This is a genomic window from Spirosoma harenae, from assembly GCF_054776975.1.
Genome location: NZ_BAAHBD010000010.1, coordinates 293,728 through 313,304 on the forward strand (window position 1 = coordinate 293,728; position 19,577 = coordinate 313,304).

At 44.7% G+C, this 19,577-nt stretch carries 15 protein-coding genes; 9 read left to right on the top strand and 6 right to left on the bottom strand.

Features of this window, described 5'->3' with window-relative positions; translation table 11 throughout:
• Positions 1-93: 93 nt before the first annotated feature.
• A complete protein-coding gene (locus ACYVE4_RS15195; RefSeq protein ID WP_461041006.1) occupies positions 94-903 on the bottom strand; it encodes a hypothetical protein in 810 nt (269 codons plus the stop codon).
• Between the two features lie 548 nt (positions 904-1,451).
• On the opposite strand from ACYVE4_RS15195, the gene ACYVE4_RS15200 reads away from it, so the two are divergent.
• The 6 genes from ACYVE4_RS15200 to ACYVE4_RS15225 all read left to right on the top strand — a co-directional run bounded on the left by ACYVE4_RS15200 (position 1,452) and on the right by ACYVE4_RS15225 (position 10,445).
• Entirely contained in the window at positions 1,452-2,240 is a 789-nt protein-coding gene (locus ACYVE4_RS15200; RefSeq protein ID WP_461041007.1) for a FecR family protein, read from the top strand.
• 39 nt (positions 2,241-2,279) lie between these two features.
• Positions 2,280-5,384, top strand: coding sequence for a SusC/RagA family TonB-linked outer membrane protein (locus tag ACYVE4_RS15205; protein WP_461041008.1), 3,105 nt, complete (start codon positions 2,280-2,282; stop codon positions 5,382-5,384).
• A gap of 48 nt (positions 5,385-5,432) precedes the next feature.
• A complete protein-coding gene (locus tag ACYVE4_RS15210) occupies positions 5,433-7,136 on the top strand; it encodes a RagB/SusD family nutrient uptake outer membrane protein (protein WP_461041009.1) in 1,704 nt (567 codons plus the stop codon).
• A gap of 172 nt (positions 7,137-7,308) precedes the next feature.
• Positions 7,309-8,235 carry a sugar phosphate isomerase/epimerase family protein gene (locus ACYVE4_RS15215; RefSeq protein ID WP_461041010.1) on the top strand — a complete coding sequence of 309 codons (927 nt, stop codon included), beginning with the start codon at positions 7,309-7,311 and terminating at the stop codon, positions 8,233-8,235.
• A 75-nt stretch (positions 8,236-8,310) separates the two neighbouring features.
• Positions 8,311-9,051, top strand: coding sequence for a 3-keto-disaccharide hydrolase (locus tag ACYVE4_RS15220; protein WP_461041011.1), 741 nt, complete (start codon positions 8,311-8,313; stop codon positions 9,049-9,051).
• 68 nt (positions 9,052-9,119) lie between these two features.
• A complete protein-coding gene (locus tag ACYVE4_RS15225) occupies positions 9,120-10,445 on the top strand; it encodes a Gfo/Idh/MocA family protein (RefSeq protein ID WP_461041012.1) in 1,326 nt (441 codons plus the stop codon).
• 87 nt (positions 10,446-10,532) lie between these two features.
• On the opposite strand, the gene ACYVE4_RS15230 is transcribed toward ACYVE4_RS15225, so the two are convergent.
• Positions 10,533-11,816: a DUF2851 family protein gene (locus tag ACYVE4_RS15230; protein WP_461041013.1), complete on the bottom strand. Its 1,284-nt coding sequence runs from the start codon at positions 11,814-11,816 to the stop codon at positions 10,533-10,535.
• A gap of 88 nt (positions 11,817-11,904) precedes the next feature.
• Positions 11,905-12,729 carry an orotidine-5'-phosphate decarboxylase gene (gene pyrF, locus ACYVE4_RS15235; RefSeq protein WP_461041014.1) on the bottom strand — a complete coding sequence of 275 codons (825 nt, stop codon included), beginning with the start codon at positions 12,727-12,729 and terminating at the stop codon, positions 11,905-11,907.
• A 116-nt stretch (positions 12,730-12,845) separates the two neighbouring features.
• On the opposite strand from pyrF, the gene rfbC reads away from it, so the two are divergent.
• Together rfbC and ACYVE4_RS15245 are read left to right on the top strand one after the other, a co-directional pair.
• Complete coding sequence (gene rfbC, locus ACYVE4_RS15240) at positions 12,846-13,391, top strand: dTDP-4-dehydrorhamnose 3,5-epimerase (protein ID WP_461041015.1); 546 nt, start codon at positions 12,846-12,848, stop codon at positions 13,389-13,391.
• 268 nt (positions 13,392-13,659) lie between these two features.
• Positions 13,660-15,288 carry a hypothetical protein gene (locus ACYVE4_RS15245; RefSeq protein WP_461041016.1) on the top strand — a complete coding sequence of 543 codons (1,629 nt, stop codon included), beginning with the start codon at positions 13,660-13,662 and terminating at the stop codon, positions 15,286-15,288.
• 18 nt (positions 15,289-15,306) lie between these two features.
• On the opposite strand, the gene ACYVE4_RS15250 is transcribed toward ACYVE4_RS15245, so the two are convergent.
• A complete protein-coding gene (locus tag ACYVE4_RS15250; RefSeq protein WP_461041017.1) occupies positions 15,307-15,999 on the bottom strand; it encodes a type 1 glutamine amidotransferase domain-containing protein in 693 nt (230 codons plus the stop codon).
• Positions 16,000-16,287: 288 nt separating this feature from the next.
• Here ACYVE4_RS15250 and ACYVE4_RS15255 point away from each other — a divergent pair, with 288 nt between their 5' ends.
• On the top strand, positions 16,288-16,683 hold the full coding sequence (locus tag ACYVE4_RS15255; RefSeq protein WP_461041018.1) for a hypothetical protein: 396 nt from the start codon (positions 16,288-16,290) through the stop codon (positions 16,681-16,683).
• Between the two features lie 87 nt (positions 16,684-16,770).
• On the opposite strand, the gene ACYVE4_RS15260 is transcribed toward ACYVE4_RS15255, so the two are convergent.
• Together ACYVE4_RS15260 and ACYVE4_RS15265 are read right to left on the bottom strand one after the other, a co-directional pair.
• Positions 16,771-18,372 carry a hypothetical protein gene (locus tag ACYVE4_RS15260; protein WP_461041019.1) on the bottom strand — a complete coding sequence of 534 codons (1,602 nt, stop codon included), beginning with the start codon at positions 18,370-18,372 and terminating at the stop codon, positions 16,771-16,773.
• 94 nt (positions 18,373-18,466) lie between these two features.
• The gene (locus ACYVE4_RS15265) at positions 18,467-19,492 is read right to left on the bottom strand and encodes a DUF6807 domain-containing protein (RefSeq protein WP_461041020.1); all 1,026 of its coding nucleotides are present in this window, start codon (positions 19,490-19,492) and stop codon (positions 18,467-18,469) included.
• Positions 19,493-19,577: the final 85 nt, after the last annotated feature.

Below are 19,577 nucleotides of genomic sequence, written 5' to 3' on the forward strand. Positions count from 1 at the left end.
TATCTTTCTTTGTTCACACGCCTACTTTCCAGTTAATATAGATCGAGCATCTATAGTTGATCGCTGACGAATATACGTCCATCGCGCACAACTTCATTTCGATTGCTTTTTCTGTTTACGTTTCTGCCGCCAATACTTTATGTCAGCTGTCAGATTCTCCAGAAAAAAGGATGGCCCTACAGACAGATACAGCCCCGAGTAATTAATCTGGCTCTCGGGTATATCTTTTTTGAGTATGAACCGATAACCCGTCAGCACGTTTAATCCGAACCAGTGTAGAGGGCGCAACCATCGTACGGTTGGAAACTGGTAGGCAGCCGATACCCCAACACCCAAAGGAATAAAGACTCCACGGGCCAGTTCATGCTTTTCAGCAAGGTCATCGTTCAGTTCATAACGTGAATGGCCGTATCCTAATTCAATAGGCATACTCACTTCAAAGGCTTTCCGGCGCAGCCAATAACGCTCATAATAAACGGTAGCCATACGAAGGTGACGCGTAATCGATTCTGATGAATTGGGCAGCAAACCAGGCTGATCCAGATGTTGATTAACAAAATAAAACCCTACTCCCGCCTTAAAACTAGCCGATCTTCCACCCGACAAATTCGCTCTTCGGTGGCTGGGTGGAAACAAAAAACCGGCACGTAATCCATATACACTAACTGGCCTGCGTCGGTTATCTTCTGTACGGGTATCATTAAAAAAAGTAAAACGCTGATCGGTCGAAGCTGTAAATGTGAGCGACTTAGGCTTAGTTGCTGAACTTGAATCAATAGGTTGTTGTACCGACTTATCGGTCAATCGAGTAGTTTTATCGATCGATACTTTAGGTTGAGCTGTTATCGTCTGGATAGAAAGCCATAGTAAATAAGCTATGGTTAAATTTCCTATAAACTGCATAGTTTCATTCCGTTGATAAAGCTTATAACGGTATCTGAAACCAATAGTTTAGTTTAGGACCCTGCCTTTAATTGCTTCTGTGGAGGATTTTTTATTAAAAATTTTTACTAAGTCCGATAGCCTATTTGCCTTCAAAAAAAGTAGTGCCAATTTTCTTTGATGAAACCAGGGTATAAACCTTAGCAAAATATTAGAATAATACAAAATATCATACATTACTGTTTCTATAAACATAGATAGATTAACTTATAAATACAGTGAATGAATTACTTTTAAACCTTCAAATTCTACTAATTTTCACGACCGGGAACGATCCCGGAAACGCTTGCATAAAAAAGTGAGAAATTTTATTCTTTATGTCTATTTTTTTTCAGAATATTATAGTGGCATTATTTCAAACTAAAATAGTACATAATAAAGCTTATTCGAAGAATAATCCATAATCATCTTCAGTGACGTAGACGAGTTTTTGCCCATCTGAATAATGCCTTCAATAAGTAGAAACCCTTATATCTGACGCTTTGGCCTACACGCAACAGCTATACACCGTGTCCCATAAGCCATATTCCGCTTACAGTGTCGAGGAGCTTGCCCTTGATGACTTGTTTGTGCGTTGGGTTCAGCACCCCAACGACGACGAGGTGGAAGCGTACTGGCAAAATTGGCTGGCACAAAACCCAGATTGTGAAGAAACCGTTGAGGCTGCTCGCAGGCTGATTCAGGCCAGTAGTCAGCCAATGTTACCAGCTCTAACGACTGACGAAATATCATCTGTGTGGGGTCGAATTCGGGAATCACTCCAAACGATGGAAGACCTGCGTACGTTGCAACCTGACGTGCGGGTTGTTGTTGGCTGGTGGTACTTTATTCGAACAATAGCGGCTGGGTTAGGTGTCATGCTTCTGATTGGCTGGGCATTGTGGATGCAATATGGTCCTAATCAGCGTATCTCAACCATTAGTACAACAGCTCATCAAACCCGACAAATTCGCTTGCCCGATAACTCAACGGTAACGCTTTATCCAAATAGTTCAGTGCGGTATGCCCGGCGATGGAATGACGAAACACCCCGAGCCGTCTGGCTGAAAGGAGAAGCCGATTTTTCGGTAACACACCGTAGCGATACGACATCGGCACGCCTGTTTCGGGTTCATACAACCGATCTAACAATTGAAGCACTGGGAACAGCATTCCGAGTGACTCAACAGTCTGCTTCTACATCGATAGCTTTAACATCTGGTGCTATCAACCTGCTTGTCAAACACCATAACCCCATCCAACTGAAACCGGGAGAATGGATCGAGGTTCCAACCAGTTTGGACAAATCATTACCCTAAGCTGCTTTCTTTAATAATTAACTCTTACTTAAGCCTACAATGCAAAACACAATTACCCAACCTCCACGGAGATCGTGGCTTCCTCTGCTTGGCCTGACAGCGCTCGCGCTGCTTGGGCAACCGGCGTATAGTGCGCCACCAACCAACCGACCGGCAACGGATAATCCTGCTCAGGAGCGAACGGTAACCGGGAAAATCCTGTCGGCAGATGACAACACTGGCCTGCCAGGCGTAAGCGTGGCCGTTAAAGGTACTACTCGTGGAACAACCACCGACGCTGAGGGCACCTACCGAATTAGCGTTCCTACTAACAATGCGGTGCTGGTATTTTCAGCAGTAGGCTTTGTTACCCAAGAGGTTACCGTTGGCAATAAATCAGCCGTTAATCTGACCTTGAGTACGGATAACCGATCCCTGAACGAAGTGGTCGTCGTTGGTTATGGTACATTGAAAAAGAGCCAGACTACAGGTGCTATCTCATCAATTACTCCTAAGCAAATCACCGAACAACCCGTGACCAATATCGGTCAGGCCATGCAGGGACGAGTAGCCGGGGTGGACGTAGCTCAGTCAGGTAGCCGACCCGGTTCTGTGCCAACGATCCGCATTCGCGGACGCCGTTCGTTCAACGCCGGTAACGATCCATTGTATGTAGTAGACGGAATTCCGCTCGCCAGAGAATACGAAGACATCAACCCGAATGATGTGGCTTCTATGGAAATTCTGAAGGATGCTACTGCAACAGCTATCTATGGCGCCAGAGGTGCTAACGGCGTTGTACTGGTTACGACCAAACGCGGCAATCCAAACGGTAAAACGACCATCAGCTACGATAATTATGTAGGGTTTACTGATCCACTGGATAAAATTCACTTATTCAGCGGCTCTGAATTTGCTGAATTTGTTCGGGAAGCTTATCGGACTACGGGCAACTACAAAGACGCGAACGGAAATCCAGTACCAACGGGTGTAGCTGATGCTTATGCTGATTCTAAGGTAGCTGTATTGGGTGGCGATCCAAACGTAGCTGCGGGTCTCGCTGCAAACCGGAATACTGATTGGCAGTCGTTAATTCTGAAACAGGGCTTCCAGCAGAACCACTCGCTAGGTATTCAGGGTGGCAATGAGAAAACTCAGTTTTATATCTCAGCTGGCTTTTTCCAGGACAAAGGGATCATGCCTGGGCTGGATTTCACCCGCTATTCGCTACGCGCCAATGTTGATCACCAGATCAATAAGGCACTTAAAGTGGGAATTGCCTCCTATATGATGTACAGTCTGCGTAATGGAGAGACATTGAACCCATACAATTCAACGCTTCAGCAAAATCCGCTCGGCAGACCGTACGACGACAACGGAAATTTGATTTTCTTCCCAACCAATGATGCACTGCTTACCAACCCGCTGGCCGAAGTAATACCGGGCGCTCAGATTGACGAACGTAAAAAATACCGGATCTTCAATAGCGTTTATGCGGAAGTTAACATTCTGGAGGGATTAAAATACCGGGTCAATTTTGGTCCTGATTTCACCATCAACCGATATGGCCGCTTTATTGGCGCTCAGACGAATGCCCGGAAATATGGCGATCCACAGGCTTCTTTCACTAGTACCTTCAATTTCGACTATACGCTGGAGAACGTAGTGACCTATAATAAGAAGGTTGGCGATCATAACTTTGGCATAACAGCGCTCCAATCCATTCAGCGCGATAATTCTGAAGGAAATAATATTTCTGTGCAGGGTGTTCCCGCCGAATCTCAGCAGTTCTACAATGTAGGTAATGCCAGCTCAGTATTGGGTGTCGGTAGCGGACTGGTTCAGTGGACGATTAACTCCTACATGGGTCGTATTAACTACGACTACAAAGACAAATACCTAGTGACAGCCACCATCCGTCGGGATGGATCGAGCCGATTCGGTGAGAACACGAAGTATGGTAACTTCCCTGGTATTGCGCTGGGCTGGAATATCAGCAATGAGGACTTCCTGAAAGGCTCTTCCTGGGTTGATCTGCTGAAACTGCGGGCTAGCCGGGGGTCGGTAGGTAACCAGGGGGTAGCACCTTATCAAACCCAGGGACTATTAGGCCGTACAGTATATGCATTTGGTAACACACCAGCTTATGGCTATCGTCCAGAAACAATCGGAAACCCTGATTTACGGTGGGAAACCTCAACGACCACAAACGTTGGTGTTGATTTCAGCCTCTGGCGTGGCCGGGTAACGGGTGCAGTCGAACTGTATCAAACCCGTACTACCGACCTGTTATTATCGGATTTGCTACCTACGTCCGTTGGTTTCAACGCTGTAACCCGGAATATCGGCGAAACCCAGAACAAAGGGGTAGAAGCTAGTATCTCGACCGTAAACGTGAATACAAAAAGTGGTTTCAAATGGACCTCCGACATTGTGTTCACCAAGAATTCGGAATCGATCATATCGCTCTTCAATGGCCCTGTTGATGATGTAGGGAACAAACGTTTCATTGGCAAACCACTGACCGAGTTTTTCGACTACAAAAAAGCCGGTATCTGGCAGACGAACGAAGCTGATGCGGCTAAGTCTTACCAAAGTGCAGTTGGCCAGATTAAAGTACAGGACACAAATAATGATGGTAAAATCACGGCTGACGACCGCGTGTTCTTAGGTTCTGATATTCCAACCTGGAGCGGTGGTATCACCAACCGGTTCAGCTACAAAGGATTTGACTTTAACTTCTTTATTTATGCCCGGATTGGCCAAACCATCCTGAGCGGTTTCCACCGGGATAACAACCAGTTAGCTGGTCGTTATCAGCAAATTAAAGTAGATTACTGGACACCCAACAACCCGACAAACGAGTTCCCACGGCCTAACTCAAGCCAGGAATTCCCTGTATACAATCAGGCCATCTATTACTTCGACGGTTCGTTTGTGAAGGTTCGGAACATCAACTTTGGGTACACGTTCCCAGCAAGCATTACGTCGAAACTCCGCATGCAGTCGCTTCGTTTGTTCGCCAGCATCCAGCAGCCATTCATCTTTTCGAGCTACCGGTCGAAGTATAACGGTGTCGATCCTGAAACAAGTGATGGTACAGTCAGTAACGGTGTTACTCCAGCTACCCGAGTTACAACTTTTGGTCTAAACGTTAAATTCTAAACATAGGCACACAATTGACCCGTGTTTAAAAACATCATTATAAAAGATATGAACTCATTTTTTTCGCCAAAATCATTCCGTATCCTGGCCCTTTCCGCTCTAATGTTGAGCGGTCAGGCCTGTAAGGATATACTGGATGAAAAAGTAATCTCGCTTATTGGCAACGATTATATCAACACGCCCAAAGGCTTTGAAGATGCCAGTAAAGCGGCTTATTCATCCATGCGAAATTTCTACGCATCGGAGCGCGGACTGACAATGACCGAGTTCGGTACGGATATTTACCAGGCCGGGGCCGATGGTAGCTATAAAGGGTTTCACTTCTACGATACCCAAATGAACAGCTTCGTCGACATTATCCAGCAGATGTGGGAAGAGTTGTACAAAGGGATAAATACCTGTAATGCAGTTATTGAGCGTGCTCCATCCGCTACTGTTTCAGATGCGATCAAAAAGCAACGCGTAGCCGAAATGAAATTTCTTCGGGCGCATTACTACTTTATTCTGGTACAACAATTCGGTGGAGTTGACCTGCGGTTGACAGAAACTCTGGGACCAACGAAAGTAACCAGCCGGGCTTCTGAAACAGATATTTATAAACAGATCACGGCCGACTTAGAAGCATCTTTAGTAGATCTGCCTGCTGTTAGAGCAGCAGCACAGGGTGCTAGTGATTACGGACGGGCTACCAAATCGGCGGCTGAACACCTGCTCGCTAAAGTTTATCTGACCAAAGCTACGTCAACGGCCAAAGCCGCAGATGATTATGCGAAAGCTGCAACTTACGCACAGAACGTAATTAGCAACTACAGCCTGAAATTATTGCCGGATTTTGCCAACGTGTTCGCTCAGGGATCTGGTGAAATCAACGATGAGGTTGTTTTCTCAGTGCAATACACATCAGATCCGCTCACCAATATGAACACAGCGAATACGAACAATGGCGACGGAAACAAGCTGCACTTGTATTTTGGGATGCAGTACGATGTGCAGCCTGGTATGAAGCGCGATATTGCCAACGACCGGCCTTTTAAACGTCTACGTCCAACGCCTTATCTGCTTGAAACCGTTTTCAAAGATCGGGTGAACGACTCTCGCTACAAGAAGACGTTTAAGGATACATGGCTGAGCAACAACCCCGGCGCAAACCTGAATACATCTTTCGACAACAGTAAGGCCAAAATGACGCTGAAAGCGGGTGATACAGCCATCTATATTCCGGGTGTTGAATGGACGATGGCGCAACGAGCCGCTAAGCCTTATCAGGTTTTGGTGCCTAGTGCCTACACCGCAGCTTTATTCCCAACGCTGCAAAAATTTCTTGACCCGAACCGTCCTGACTTGACCTACGAACAAGGTAGCCGCGATTACATCGCTTTCCGGTTAGCTGAAACGTATCTGATTCTGGCCGAAGCGCAAATAAAATTGGGTAAAACAGCCGAAGCGACTACTGCCATTAACACAGTACGTCGGCGGGCAGCTTGGCCTGGCAAAGAAGCGGCTATGGAACTCAATGTCGCTGATGTGTCGATGGAAACAATCTACGAAGAGCGTGCCCGTGAATTAGCTGGCGAGCAAACCCGTTGGATGGATCTTAAGCGTTGGGGAATTTTGGTGGATCGGGTTAAAAAATATAACACCGATGCTGTGGCCAACATAAAAGAGACGCATAATTTCCGTCCAATTCCACAAACACAGATTGACCGAACAGAAGGAGGAAGCGCAAAATTCCCGCAGAATCCGGGCTTCTAAATAAGTGAAAAGTGAAAGAGCGAATGAGTGAATGAACGAAACTAATCCGATAGAAATTTTCTGATTTTTTCGCTCTTTTGCTCATTCGCTCTTTCACTATTTTAAAGCAGTAGAATAAAAAACCTTCCTCTTCTTTCAATCTTAGTCAACTTGATTTTACCATTTTTAACTTATGCAGGAAACCGTCAATCGAAGACAATTTCTCACTAGGGCTGGCTTATCAGCCTTGGCAATTACAGCTGGATTCGATCAATTATTGGCTCGTCCGGCCATTCCAACAGGACTCAAAATTGCTTACTCGGCGATTACGTGGGGAGGTAACGATGCACAGGCGATTACGGATCTGTCAACACTAGGGTATCACGGTATCCAACTTAGGGCTAATGCCTTTGGGCCCTACAAGGCTAAACCATCTGAGCTGAAAGCGATGCTTGATCAGAATCATCTGACGTTGGCGATGTTTTCGAGCGGTAATGTTGAGATTGATCCGGCAAAAGAGCAAAGTACGATTGACATGCACGTTGCCCACGCCAGTTTTGTGAAAGCGCTGGGCGGTTCCGCTTTTCAAATGACTAACAGTTTGCGTCCGAAAGATCGGCTACCAACAACGGACGAATTGAAACGGTTAGCGGCTGTTATGAATGAAATTGGCAAACAGACGGCTGACTTAGGCGTTCAGGCCACTTACCACAATCACATGAATCAACTCGGTGAAACACCCGAAGAAGTGGATGTGATTGTACAGGCAATGAATCCCAAATACTGTAAACTCCTGCTCGACATTGCGCATTACAAACAAGGAGGTGGCGCCCCTGAAAAGGCGGTAAAACAGTATAAAGATATTATCCATGCGCTGCATCTGAAAGACACAATGTCGCCTGTTCCTGATAAGCCGAACGATCCGAAGGCGTACAAATTCGTTGAATTGGGCCGGGGAAATGTAGATGTTCCAGCTGTTTTTAAAGCGCTGGAAGAAATCAGGTTTAAAGGCTGGGGAATTGTTGAACTAGATGGTGTACCTGAGAAAGATAAAACCCCAGCTCAGTGCGCTCAGATCAATAAAGATTATATAACTAAAACACTTCGCGTTCCCTTATGAAAGCTTGACTGAGCGAAAGAGTATATTGAGTCGACTAATCACTCTTTCACTCAGTCACGCTTTCACTCTTTATTTATGAAACAATTCATTTCCGGATTACTGCTGTTAAGTCTGATTGCAGCTAAAGATCCACAGGCGCCCAATACGTTAACAGCGCAGGAAAAAAAAGACGGCTGGAAATTGCTCTTTGATGGCAAAACCACGAACGGTTGGCGGGGTGCTTACAAAGATAAGTTTCCCGCAAAAGGCTGGGACATTACCGATGGTATGCTGACTATTCAACAATCGAACGGGTCAGAATCGGAAAGTTTTGGCGATATTGTTACGGATGGCGAATACAGCGATTTTGATCTCGTGTTCGATTTTAAACTGACCGAAGGAGCCAATAGCGGCCTTAAATATTTTGTAGCGGAACAGTCTCCTAAGCCAAAGGGCTCCGCTTTTGGGCTTGAATTTCAGGTATTGGATGATGATAAACACCCTGATGCTAAACTAGGTCGTGATGGAAATCGCACCGTTGGTTCGTTATATGATTTGATTCCAGCTACAGGTAAAAAAGCGAATCCAATTGGGGAATGGAACACAGGAAGGGTTATCTCGAAAGGAAAACATGTCGAGCACTGGCTCAATGGTAAGAAAGTCGTTGAATATGAGCGAGGCAGTGAGAAGTTTCGTGAGCTGGTCGCTATGAGCAAATACAAAGCGCCGGAATACAATGCTAATGGTCGTTTTGGGGAAGCCCCCAAAGGTCATATTCTGCTTCAGGACCACGGCAACCGTGTGTACTTCCGGAATATGAAAATCAAAACTCTATAAATGGCGTTAGAATTCTCTGCTAAACGCCTTTATATCAATAGCTAACATTCATTTATTGGTTAAAGTATATGGAAAATCGTCGTGATTTTATAAAAAAATCAGCGTTAGCTGGCCTGGGGATGAGCTTCTCAGCAAGTAGTTACGCTCGTATCCTCGGCTCAAACGAACGCGTTCGGGTTGGGATTGTGGGCTTCTCGGATCGCTTCCGTCAGTCGTTAGCCCCTGCCTTTGCCGAACATGCAAAAGCTCAAAATTTTGCCTTCGTCGGCGTATCAGACATCTGGAGTCGTCGCCGTGAAGAAGCAGAAGCCTACCTGAAAGGAAAAGGCTGGAACGATAACACATTTTTCAAAGCACGCAACAACGACGAACTATTCGAGCGTAAAGACGTCGATGCTGTTATCATTTCAACTGCCGACTTCCAACATGCTTTACACTGTGCAGCAGCCGTTGAATCGGGTCATGATGTGTATTGCGAGAAGCCGTTCGCTGAAGCATTAGACGACGCCCGTAAGGCGCTGAAAGCGGTTGAAACTTCAAAGAAAATTGTCCAGATTGGTTCACAACGTCGGTCAACACCAAGTTATCACGCAGCCAATGATTTTATTAAATCAGGGAAGTTCGGTGATATCACGATGGTCGAAATGACCTGGAATGTCAATCAACCCGGTCGTTGGCGCCGTCCTAAACTGGTATCCGAAATTCGGAAAGAAGATACCGACTGGGATCGTTATCAAATGAACCGGCCTAAAGTTGCCTGGGACCCACGAAAGTACCTTGAATTCCGATTATTCTATCCCTACTCATCGGGTATTCCAGGACAATGGATGTCACACCAGATCGATACAGTCCACTGGTTCAGTGGCTTAGATCACCCTCGTTCGGTAGTAGCAAACGGCGGAATCTATTCCTGGAAAGATGGACGTACGAATGGCGATACGTTTACGGCTGTATTTGACTACGGTCCGGACAACGACAAAACCAAAGGTTTCCAGGTACTATATTCCTCCCGAATGAATAACGAAGCGGGTGGTGTTAAAGAATATTACTACTCGAACGGGGGTATGATTAATCTCGACACCAACAAGATTTCGCCAGAAGGAGGGCTAGAAGCTAAATACGCTAAAGAAATGAACATGCAGGCCAATCTATTGCCTAGCATGGCCCTCGGCGAAGCGGCTAAAGTTGAAACATCAGCCAACACAGGTGGTGATCCGATGACATCGATGCACATGCTTAACTGGATGGAATGTGTACGTAGCCGTAAAGAGCCGAATGCACCCGCCCGTGCTGGGTTTGCCCATTCCGTGGCAAGCATTATGGCTACGACAGCACTGCATACAGGCAAACGCGTAACCTGGGATTCAACGAAACAGGATCTGGTGGTTAGCTAGTGATTGCAGTGATAAACGATAAGTGATGAGTTTGCTGACGCCAATTTGTTTATATGCGTCAGCAAACTCATCACTTATCGTTTATCACTATTTCAGCAGTGCCGCGCCGATCTGGCAAATCAGGCATTTTTTAACAGAGCAAAATTCATTGTAGAGTTCAATGGCCGCCTGTGAATCGAAAGCTGTACGGATACCTAATCCGATGGTATTCCAGCCTTCGATCAGGTGGTTTTTTTCGGCAGGTAATTGTTCTAGTAAGCTAATAGCCCGATCAATATAAGCAGGCTCTCCTCTGTGCTCCGCATACGCTGCCAATAAGGGAACAGCCGTATTAATGACAATGGCAACAGCTGAAGTATGGCCTAATGTTGAACTCCCCTTTTCACCTGCTTTGCCGAATCGATAGTGCGTTTGCCAATAGTCCGACGGAACAATTTGTAAAGCCTCTACCAGCGTTTCGACACATTCTGTTCCCACCAGCAGAGAAAATAAGCTAGCTGGCTGAGTGACCAAACGCGCAAATTGGGCAATCCGCAAGGTGGGGAAATTAGCAGGCCGTAGTCGTCCCCATTTCCAGACATGAGCCTCCATTTGTTTGTCGGCTAACCCATATTTAGCCGCCAGAAATCGATATTCCCGCTTTAGGGTCATAACGTATTCATCTTCAGTACTCAACAAACCCGCTGTCCCGAACAGCATCGCTTCAACCTGTAAGAGTACATCCCGGTGTTTAAGGAGTGCTTTCAACGGCACTGCACGGCTGAGTTGCCCCATTGGATCGGCGTTAATTTTAAATCCCAGCGTGTTCGCCAGCAGTCTGTAAGTCGTTTCCTCCCAATCCCCTCCTGTTTGAACGTAAAGTTTCCGGACATCGGCCGCTTTACGTTCCAATCGCTGTAACATAGCTTTATCCAGCATCGACGTTATTCGAAGTGGATGAACAGTCCGAAATTGGGTAGCACAAGGAATTGAATCAGGTGAATTACTCAGCGTAGAATAGCGATCCAGTAAAAGGGTATCCGTAAACAAGCGAAGCTCTAGCGTAGGAATTGAGGTTCCATTAACTCGATCAATCCGACAACCTGTGATGGATGTATCGTCCTGCCAAACTACATGCAGAATTACATTATCGTAAGCCCGATCGTGCTGATGCCGATGGGCTAACCAATCTGATGTTCGGGTATGCATTTCAACGGTACCTACCCATTCGACCTCGTTTATTAATAAACGAGAATTTATAAAATCGGGGCCAGCATTGTAGTTGCGAAACCCTGGCTGAATTATTTGCACAGCCTCTCCGTCTGTTGTTTTCAGGTCCGCTGTTGTAAAGTATTGATATTGCCAGATAAAATAAAGAAAAGCTTCAGACACAGATGTTATGTATAACAATTTGAATATATCATACAATTATCTGTATTCTTAATTATAAAATCAAAAGCTTTATGGCATAAATGTGTGGCTAATTCAGATCGACTAGATATTCAGCCATTTCAGCCTGCATCCGCATAGCTTCTGCTCGTGCCTGATCGGCAAAATCGGTTCCGCTGGATGCATAGAGTATACTTCTTGACGAATTGACCAGCAATCCTCCATCTGATGTAAGTCCATATTTAGAAACCTCAGACAATAAACCCCCTTGTGCACCAACACCAGGAACGAGCAGGAAATTTTTCGGAGCGATTTCCCTGATGCGTTCAAATTCTCGAGCCTGCGTAGCGCCAACAACAAACATAAGCTTTTCAGGCCCCGCCCAGGTATGAGCTGTTTCAATCACCGTTTCAAATAATTCCTGGTCATTAACAGATTGACGCTGAAAATCGGCGCTACCGGGATTTGACGTTAAGGCCAGTAGAATAACCCATTTATCCTCATAAGCCAGGAAGGGTGTCACAGAATCGTGCCCCATATAAGGAGCTACCGTAATTGAATCGAAAGATAGGCCAGCAGCCGTAGGATCAAAAAAGGTACGGGCATATAAATCTGATGTATTCCCGATATCACCTCGCTTGGCATCTGCGATGGTAAAACAATCTTTTGGAATATATTCGAGTGTTTTCTGCAAGCTTTCCCATCCTTTAGGCCCCTGAGCTTCGTAGAAAGCAATATTTGGTTTGTAAGCAACTGCAAAATCAGCCGTAGCATCAATAATAGCCTTGTTAAAGGCAAATACAGGATCAGTTTCGGTGAATAAGTGTGGGGGGATTTTGCGAAGATCAGTGTCGAGCCCTACGCACAAATAGGACTGTTTTTTAAAAATCTGGTTGGTTAATTCTGCGTATGTCATCTTAACGTATAGAATCACAAATTGAAAATGATTCTTGGTCAAAAGTACAAGTTATAGTGTCGGTTTCATAAATTTGCTTATTAACACAACGTACAGTATACATAACAACCTCTACCATGCAAGTTCGCCAAACGGCCATTGAGGGTCTTATCGAATTGATTCCACGCATCTTTGAAGACGAACGGGGTCATTTTTTCGAGTCTTATAACAAACCTCTTTTTGCTTCGCTGGGGTTACCTATGGAGTTCGTACAGGATAACCAGTCTTTCTCAGTCAAAGGGGTTTTACGTGGCCTACATATGCAAAATGCTCCTTTTGCTCAGGGAAAATTAGTGCGGGTAATTACGGGGCAAGTGCTGGACATTGCGGTTGACTTACGGCCCGACTCGCCAACGTTTGGTCAGTATGAAACGTTTTTGCTGGATGCCAAACTGTCGAATATGGCCTACATTCCAGAAGGCTTTGCCCATGGATTTGTTGCTTTGGAGGACAGCATATTCAGCTACAAGTGTACCAATATTTATAACAAAGCTTCCGAATCAGGGATTTTGTGGAATGATCCTGATTTAAATATTAACTGGGGTGTCAGTAACCCAATTGTCTCGGAAAAAGATCAGGAACTGAAGTTGTTACGCGAGGTTTTTCCTCAGGCAGTTGTCTAAGTAAATTCATAAAATAGGGTCTTACTCAAGGGCGGTTTTAGACCTGGCTACTCGCTCTTAAGCTAATCCAACTAATTAAAGAGTATAAAACGTCTTCCTTATTCAGCTTCAAATAAACTGAGTAATATGTTGCTATGCCATAACTTCTTAAGTTACTATTTGGCATATAGTATATCATGCAATTCCATTGCCCTGTCGATTTTATATACTTATGATTAGTTTGCCCTCTTTTTTATCTAAGGAAAGAAATCAGTTAGTTTTTATTGTAGTGGTTTGGATCATCTCCACAATTGCGATTAATCCATATGGAGAGTTCCCGTTTAATGACGATTGGGCTTACGCCCGATCAGTGAAAGCCCTGGTAGAAACCCGGACTTTTTTTATGTCAGCCTGGACAAGCGTAAATTTACTAACTCAGATTGGCTGGGGGGCTTTGTTCTGTTTACCTTTTGGCTTCTCCTTTACAGCCCTTCGGATATCGACCCTGGCAGCCGGGCTACTCGGATTATGGGGGACTCACCGGTTTATTTTTAATGCAACAGGTAATAGCCAGCTCGCCTTTTTAGGGACGCTTTTAATGCTGATGAATCCAATGTATTTGGGATTATCAGCTTCCTTTATGACTGATGTACCTTTTTATACGCTCGTTGTCTGGTCATTGGCGTTCATGGTTAGAGGATTGAAAGAAGATACAATTTCTCCTCTGCTCATTGGCTTTCTACTAGCTATTGCCACGCTTTTGCTACGCCAATTGGGTATTTGCCTTTTTGTCGCCTTTAGTATGGCTTACGTTATCCGAAAAGGGGTCAACCTGCAGAGTCTGGTTATAGCAGCTATGAGTATAAGTCTTGGATTAGGCATCCAAATGGTTTATCAGCGATGGCTAAAGCATGTAACCGACATGGTTTCTTACAATGTTCAGGCAACTAACTTCTTCAGTAAGAGCTTTTATGAGCGGCCACTCATTCATGATTTTCTTAACAATACGTTTGTTGCGTTCATGTACACAGGCGTTTTTTTAGCTCCATATTTTTTGATTCTACTCACCAGAGATACGCTGGCCACTTTTCGGAAAAACATATGGCTATGGATTAGCCTAACGGTCGTTGTGCTAGGCTTTTGGTTTTATTTCTTTCAGGGAGCCAGTATGCCACTTTGGTGGAATACAATCAACGGAAGTGGTTTAGGTCCTTTCTTGACAAGAGACTTTTTCTATCGATTGTATAGCCTGCCAGGATCGGAGTTTGTTCACATCCTTATGATTTGCATTACAATTGGTGGTTTATTGGGTAGTGTCGGTATTCTTTTCTATTTAATTCAGATTATCAGTTATTTACTGGATCGATCAACTCCCCTCCCTCAGCGATCAATTGGTATTTTGTTACTTGCAGTTACCAGTATTTATTATTTACCACTGGGTCTACAGGGTTTATTTGACCGATATCTTCTCCCACTGCCGGCCTTATTACTCGTTCTGATTCATCTGGTTCGCTCTAATTCGGCTCAGGTAACAACAGCGCAACCTTTGCGACTACCCATTTATTTAGCCCTGGGTCTGTACGTTTTTTGCTCCGTGTATAATATTCTCATTACGCACGACTATATGGCCTGGAATCGGGTGCGTTGGACAGCTTTGAACAAGCTGTTAGAACAGGGTATTCAGCCTACGGAAATTGATGGAGGGCTGGAATTCAATGGATGGTATTTATATGATGGCAAGTATAAATCCAGCCCTGACAAGAGTTTCTGGTGGGTTCATAACGATACTTATATGCTGGGAGCTAGCATATTACCCGGTTTTACCCTGTTTCAAAAGCATCCTGTAAATACATGGCTTCCTTACGGGATACAGGATATTTACATTAGTAAGAAAAATCCGGTAAAAGTTTCAGAGTAATTCCCAGAGGATTTCAGGTCATTTTTCGTACATCTCTTCCAGTACCTTCCGACCGACTTTACGTGCTGACAACGGGTTCTGTCCGGTTACCAGTCGTTCGTCTACTTCAATGTAGGGAAGAAACGGTATTAGGCTTTTACTATATAAAGCGTTTTTCTGGCGCAGGGCATCTTCCAATAAAAAGGGAACCTCTTCATCAAGTCGAACCAGCTTTTCTTCCATGTTCGAAAATCCCGTTACCTGCCGTTTATCCAACAAAAGCGAGCCGTCCGACAAAGTAATATTTAGCAAGGCCCCTACTCCATGACAAACGGCGGCTACCATGCCTCCACTCTCATAAATCTGCCGTGTAATTCGCTGGATATCCGGATTATTCGGAAAATCCCACATGGTGCCATGCCCCCCCGAAAAATAAATAATCTGATAGTTGGCAGCATCGATCCCATCGAGCCGTAGTGAATGGTCTAATTTGGCGCGAAAAGTCGGGTTGTGATACCATTTTTCGTTAATAGTATCCCGTCGATCTATACTTTTCTCATCAATTGGAACAGGTCCACCGTTGGGACTGGCAATGTCGTAAGGTAAATTCCGCTCGGCTAGCTCATCATAGAAATGCGTAACCTCGCTCAACCATAACCCTGTTTTATGCGGCTTTGTCGGGTAATCGGTATGGTTGGTGCAGACAATTAGCGTACGATAAATAGGATCCATGGAAAATAAGCAGTAGCAATTTGCTGTGTATCATCGACATCAGGACGAAGATACAGGGTTTATATAGGAATTTTGCAAATACCAGGTACCTGTTTTGTCAGCTGCCTAAACACCCATTCATACATATATACCTGTCGAAAACTTTAAGTGCAGCATCCTAAGCTTATCGATTCGTTGGCTACTGAGAAGATACGCAGATAAAAATTTGCCCTCTCACCGTTTTGACGAATCAAATAAGCTGAGTTTTGTTATATTTGTTACAGAACCGTACTGTACTATTTACTCATCATGAAAACGATTACCTACGAATCCCTTCAGGCAGAACATGCCTGGATTCTTGTTTGCGATCAGCTTCAGCAACGTAATAATGTGCTGGCCAAAAGCATTTCGCATATGGAGCGCGATCCTAAACAATTACCCATGGCCAGTCGGTTGATTATTCTTCGGTATCATCTTAAAATGAGTTTGCGTCAACTGACGCAGGCAGCTCGCCAGAAAAATCAGCAATCACAGCCAATTAGTCAACTGGCGGCTCAGTGGGAGCACGTTCACCAATTGTTCTTCTTATTACGTCAGATTGATAACGAAATCGGTCAGGCTGCCAGCGAGAATCACAATCTCCGTTCCTGGATAAAAGCAACTGAAGGATGCGTATATCGTTCTTCTTTAGTTCACTTGAATTAATTCGTTAGTTGATTAACAGTCTTATAATAGAAAAAGCTAGTTTATGTGCTCTACATAAACTAGCTTTTTCTATTATAAGACACGCTTTTATCGCTTTCGATTTGAGCGTATATATTGAATTTTTTTCACATCAACCGTAAGACAGCCTGGTTCGCAAGGGGCTGCAGGAATAAGGAAATTCTCGTTTGGTGTTTCAGGTGTAGGACCACTCGCTTGCGTAGCAATCCAGGCTATCTCTGCCCAGGATCCAGGTGCTGGCCCATCTGCAACTAATGCAAGCTGTATCTGTCCAATGTCATGATCTAACCAATCATGATCTTTGCTAAGATCAATTTCATAGGTATGGTATTGTCCATCATTAATAATTGGAAAGTCAGCCTTTCGATTGTCGATACCAATTAGTACCTTATCCTCAGCCCGACGCCATCTGATCTCTGCCTTTTGGCTCTGGGTCTTAAAGGCAGCTCCCAAGTAAAGCTTAGGATTGTCTTTCCCCTTCCAAAACACGAATGGGGAAAAAAGGCTAGCGTCTTTTTCATTATCCAGCCGAACATGTAGTTTACCTGTAATTGGCCAGCCTGTATCCGTAGTGTTTCCTAACGTCCAGCCTTTACGTGAGGTATCAAACAGATAATTTGGGCCAGTAGCAGGTTTAGGTTTTTTGTATACATAAGAGCGTATTTCACTTAAATGCCCTAGAACAAGCTCATAATCCCACTCACGAACGAGATTGTGATCTAATACAACCCGATTAGTGGCTGCAATGTAAGAAGCTACAGTACTAAATTCATCCCCCCCCAGATCGGCTCCAAAGTATCCCCTTTTCCATTCATAATTATTTCCAGCTACATACAATCCGACTCCGTATCCATTGTCATTGGTCGATGCCATCCAGGGCTCGGTCGGAAAAACATCACCAAACATAGCAGTTGTTGGTGGTTGTATCTGGTCGATACGGGAAAGTGTAAGATCTTGATTCGTGTAAGGATTCGTACCCTGATAATACCACATATTGTGGTAGTCGCCAATTAAATATACACAGGGAAATTCCTGTTGTTGAGCCGGATATTGCGTTTTATCCTGACGAAGCATTGTTACTTTCGCATGTACTTTTACGACGTTACCTTCCAAACGAATCCAGTGTTCAATGATCGCTTCATCATCTGGCTTTCGCTCGGGCGAGGTGGAGTTGTTATTAAATGCAAACTGCTTAGGATGCGTTTTAGCATATAACAGGTTATCTTCTTTTCGTACATCAAGCACCGTCGACGAGTTTCCGAATACGTCACCTGCCTGAATCGGGTTCCAGCCAAGTCCAGTCCACCAGGATGATGCCCCATTGGAGTAATCGGATGGACCGCTATACAAGGCAATCTGGATTTGCCGCCCCAGATCAGGATTACTGACCATATTTTTACCAGCCGTAACCTTACCGCCATGACTATCTAAAAAAGTAAGGTACGTTATAGCACCTCCCGCATTGGTATTGATTCCTACCCGAATCTGCGAGTTTTCAATGGTCAATAAACCATCCGCTGGCAAACGAAGTGATGGTGAAGCAGGTCCAGATTTGGCCCCGGTAGGTTTTATACGAGGGGGTTGTGCTACGGATAAACCAGCTATGAGTAGAAAGCCAGCCAAATAAAGGCAACTTGAACGAAGAGTTTTAAAAGAGGCAATATGGGTCATAAAACCAGTACGATTTGATGTACTAAAACCCTAAAACACAAATAGCATGCCAATTAATTGGCATGCTATTTTAGCTCTTCTCGTAGTCTATTATTTACTTGACTAATTGCCCAAGCGCATTATCCGAAAGTGGACCAGATTGGATTAACAGCCGGTAACGGAATGTGGTCGTTTTTCCAGCTGGAAGCGTATAATTCATTGCAGGGGCTTTACCACTACTCATAACTGATGCACCCACTGGGTTGGCGGCAAATAGTCCATACCCGCGAGCATGCCAATAGGTTGGATAACCTACATTTTTGGGGTTATCGATTAGAGCGACCGAAAGAGCTTCTCCATTGATTGTACCCGTTAATTTCATCCAGGACGCACGAGTTCCCCACACGGCATCACCCTCAACACCTTCACTACTATGATAAAGCCCGGTTACGCCTTCATTATTCATTACAGGTACTTTCGTAGCTACGCCTTGAGCATCCGTAAACACTTCCGGTTTAGTCGATGGCTGTTCGAGTTGGTGAGCTACTCGTAAAGCAATCATACCTTCTTTGTTATCCTTGAAAAGTACGTCTTTATCAGCCGCTTTCAGCGTAGCAATTCGATCAATAGTACGGCTATTGGCATCAGCCCGAAACTCATAGGTCGTTGTTTCCTGGAGCATTACTTTGCCGTCTTTATCAAGCCAGTCAGCCGTTACGACCAGTTCGGCCTGTCCTTTGCCACTTTTCATGGCTTTAACGCCCGTATGAACAATGGTTCCGAATGGCCCTTTATGCTCTGGCCCTACCTGAATCGAATTATTCCAGAAATCATGGCCATTTACGTCGCCATAATTGAACCACATACCGACATGGTGAGGGTGATCAATACGCTCACCAGGACGCGGATCAAGCGGCCATCCCCGTGTGATGAAGTTCCCCCCTGCTGATCGAATAGGGTATAAAACCGGCTTTTTCAGAACGGTTGGACCTGGATAGATATAAGAGGTGAAAGGCTTTCCATCAACCGTTATATCGACGCGTTTTTGCCCTTCGTTGTGGGTAATCTGAATGGTATTTGACTGAGCAAAACCTGATAAAATCGAGGAAAGTAATAGAAAGGTAATAAGGGAGTAGCGCATTGGATTGTTAGTTTTCCGAACAACAAAGTTTACGTCAAAACGGGCAATAAACAAATTGGCCCAACTAAAAAGCCGGGCCAATTTG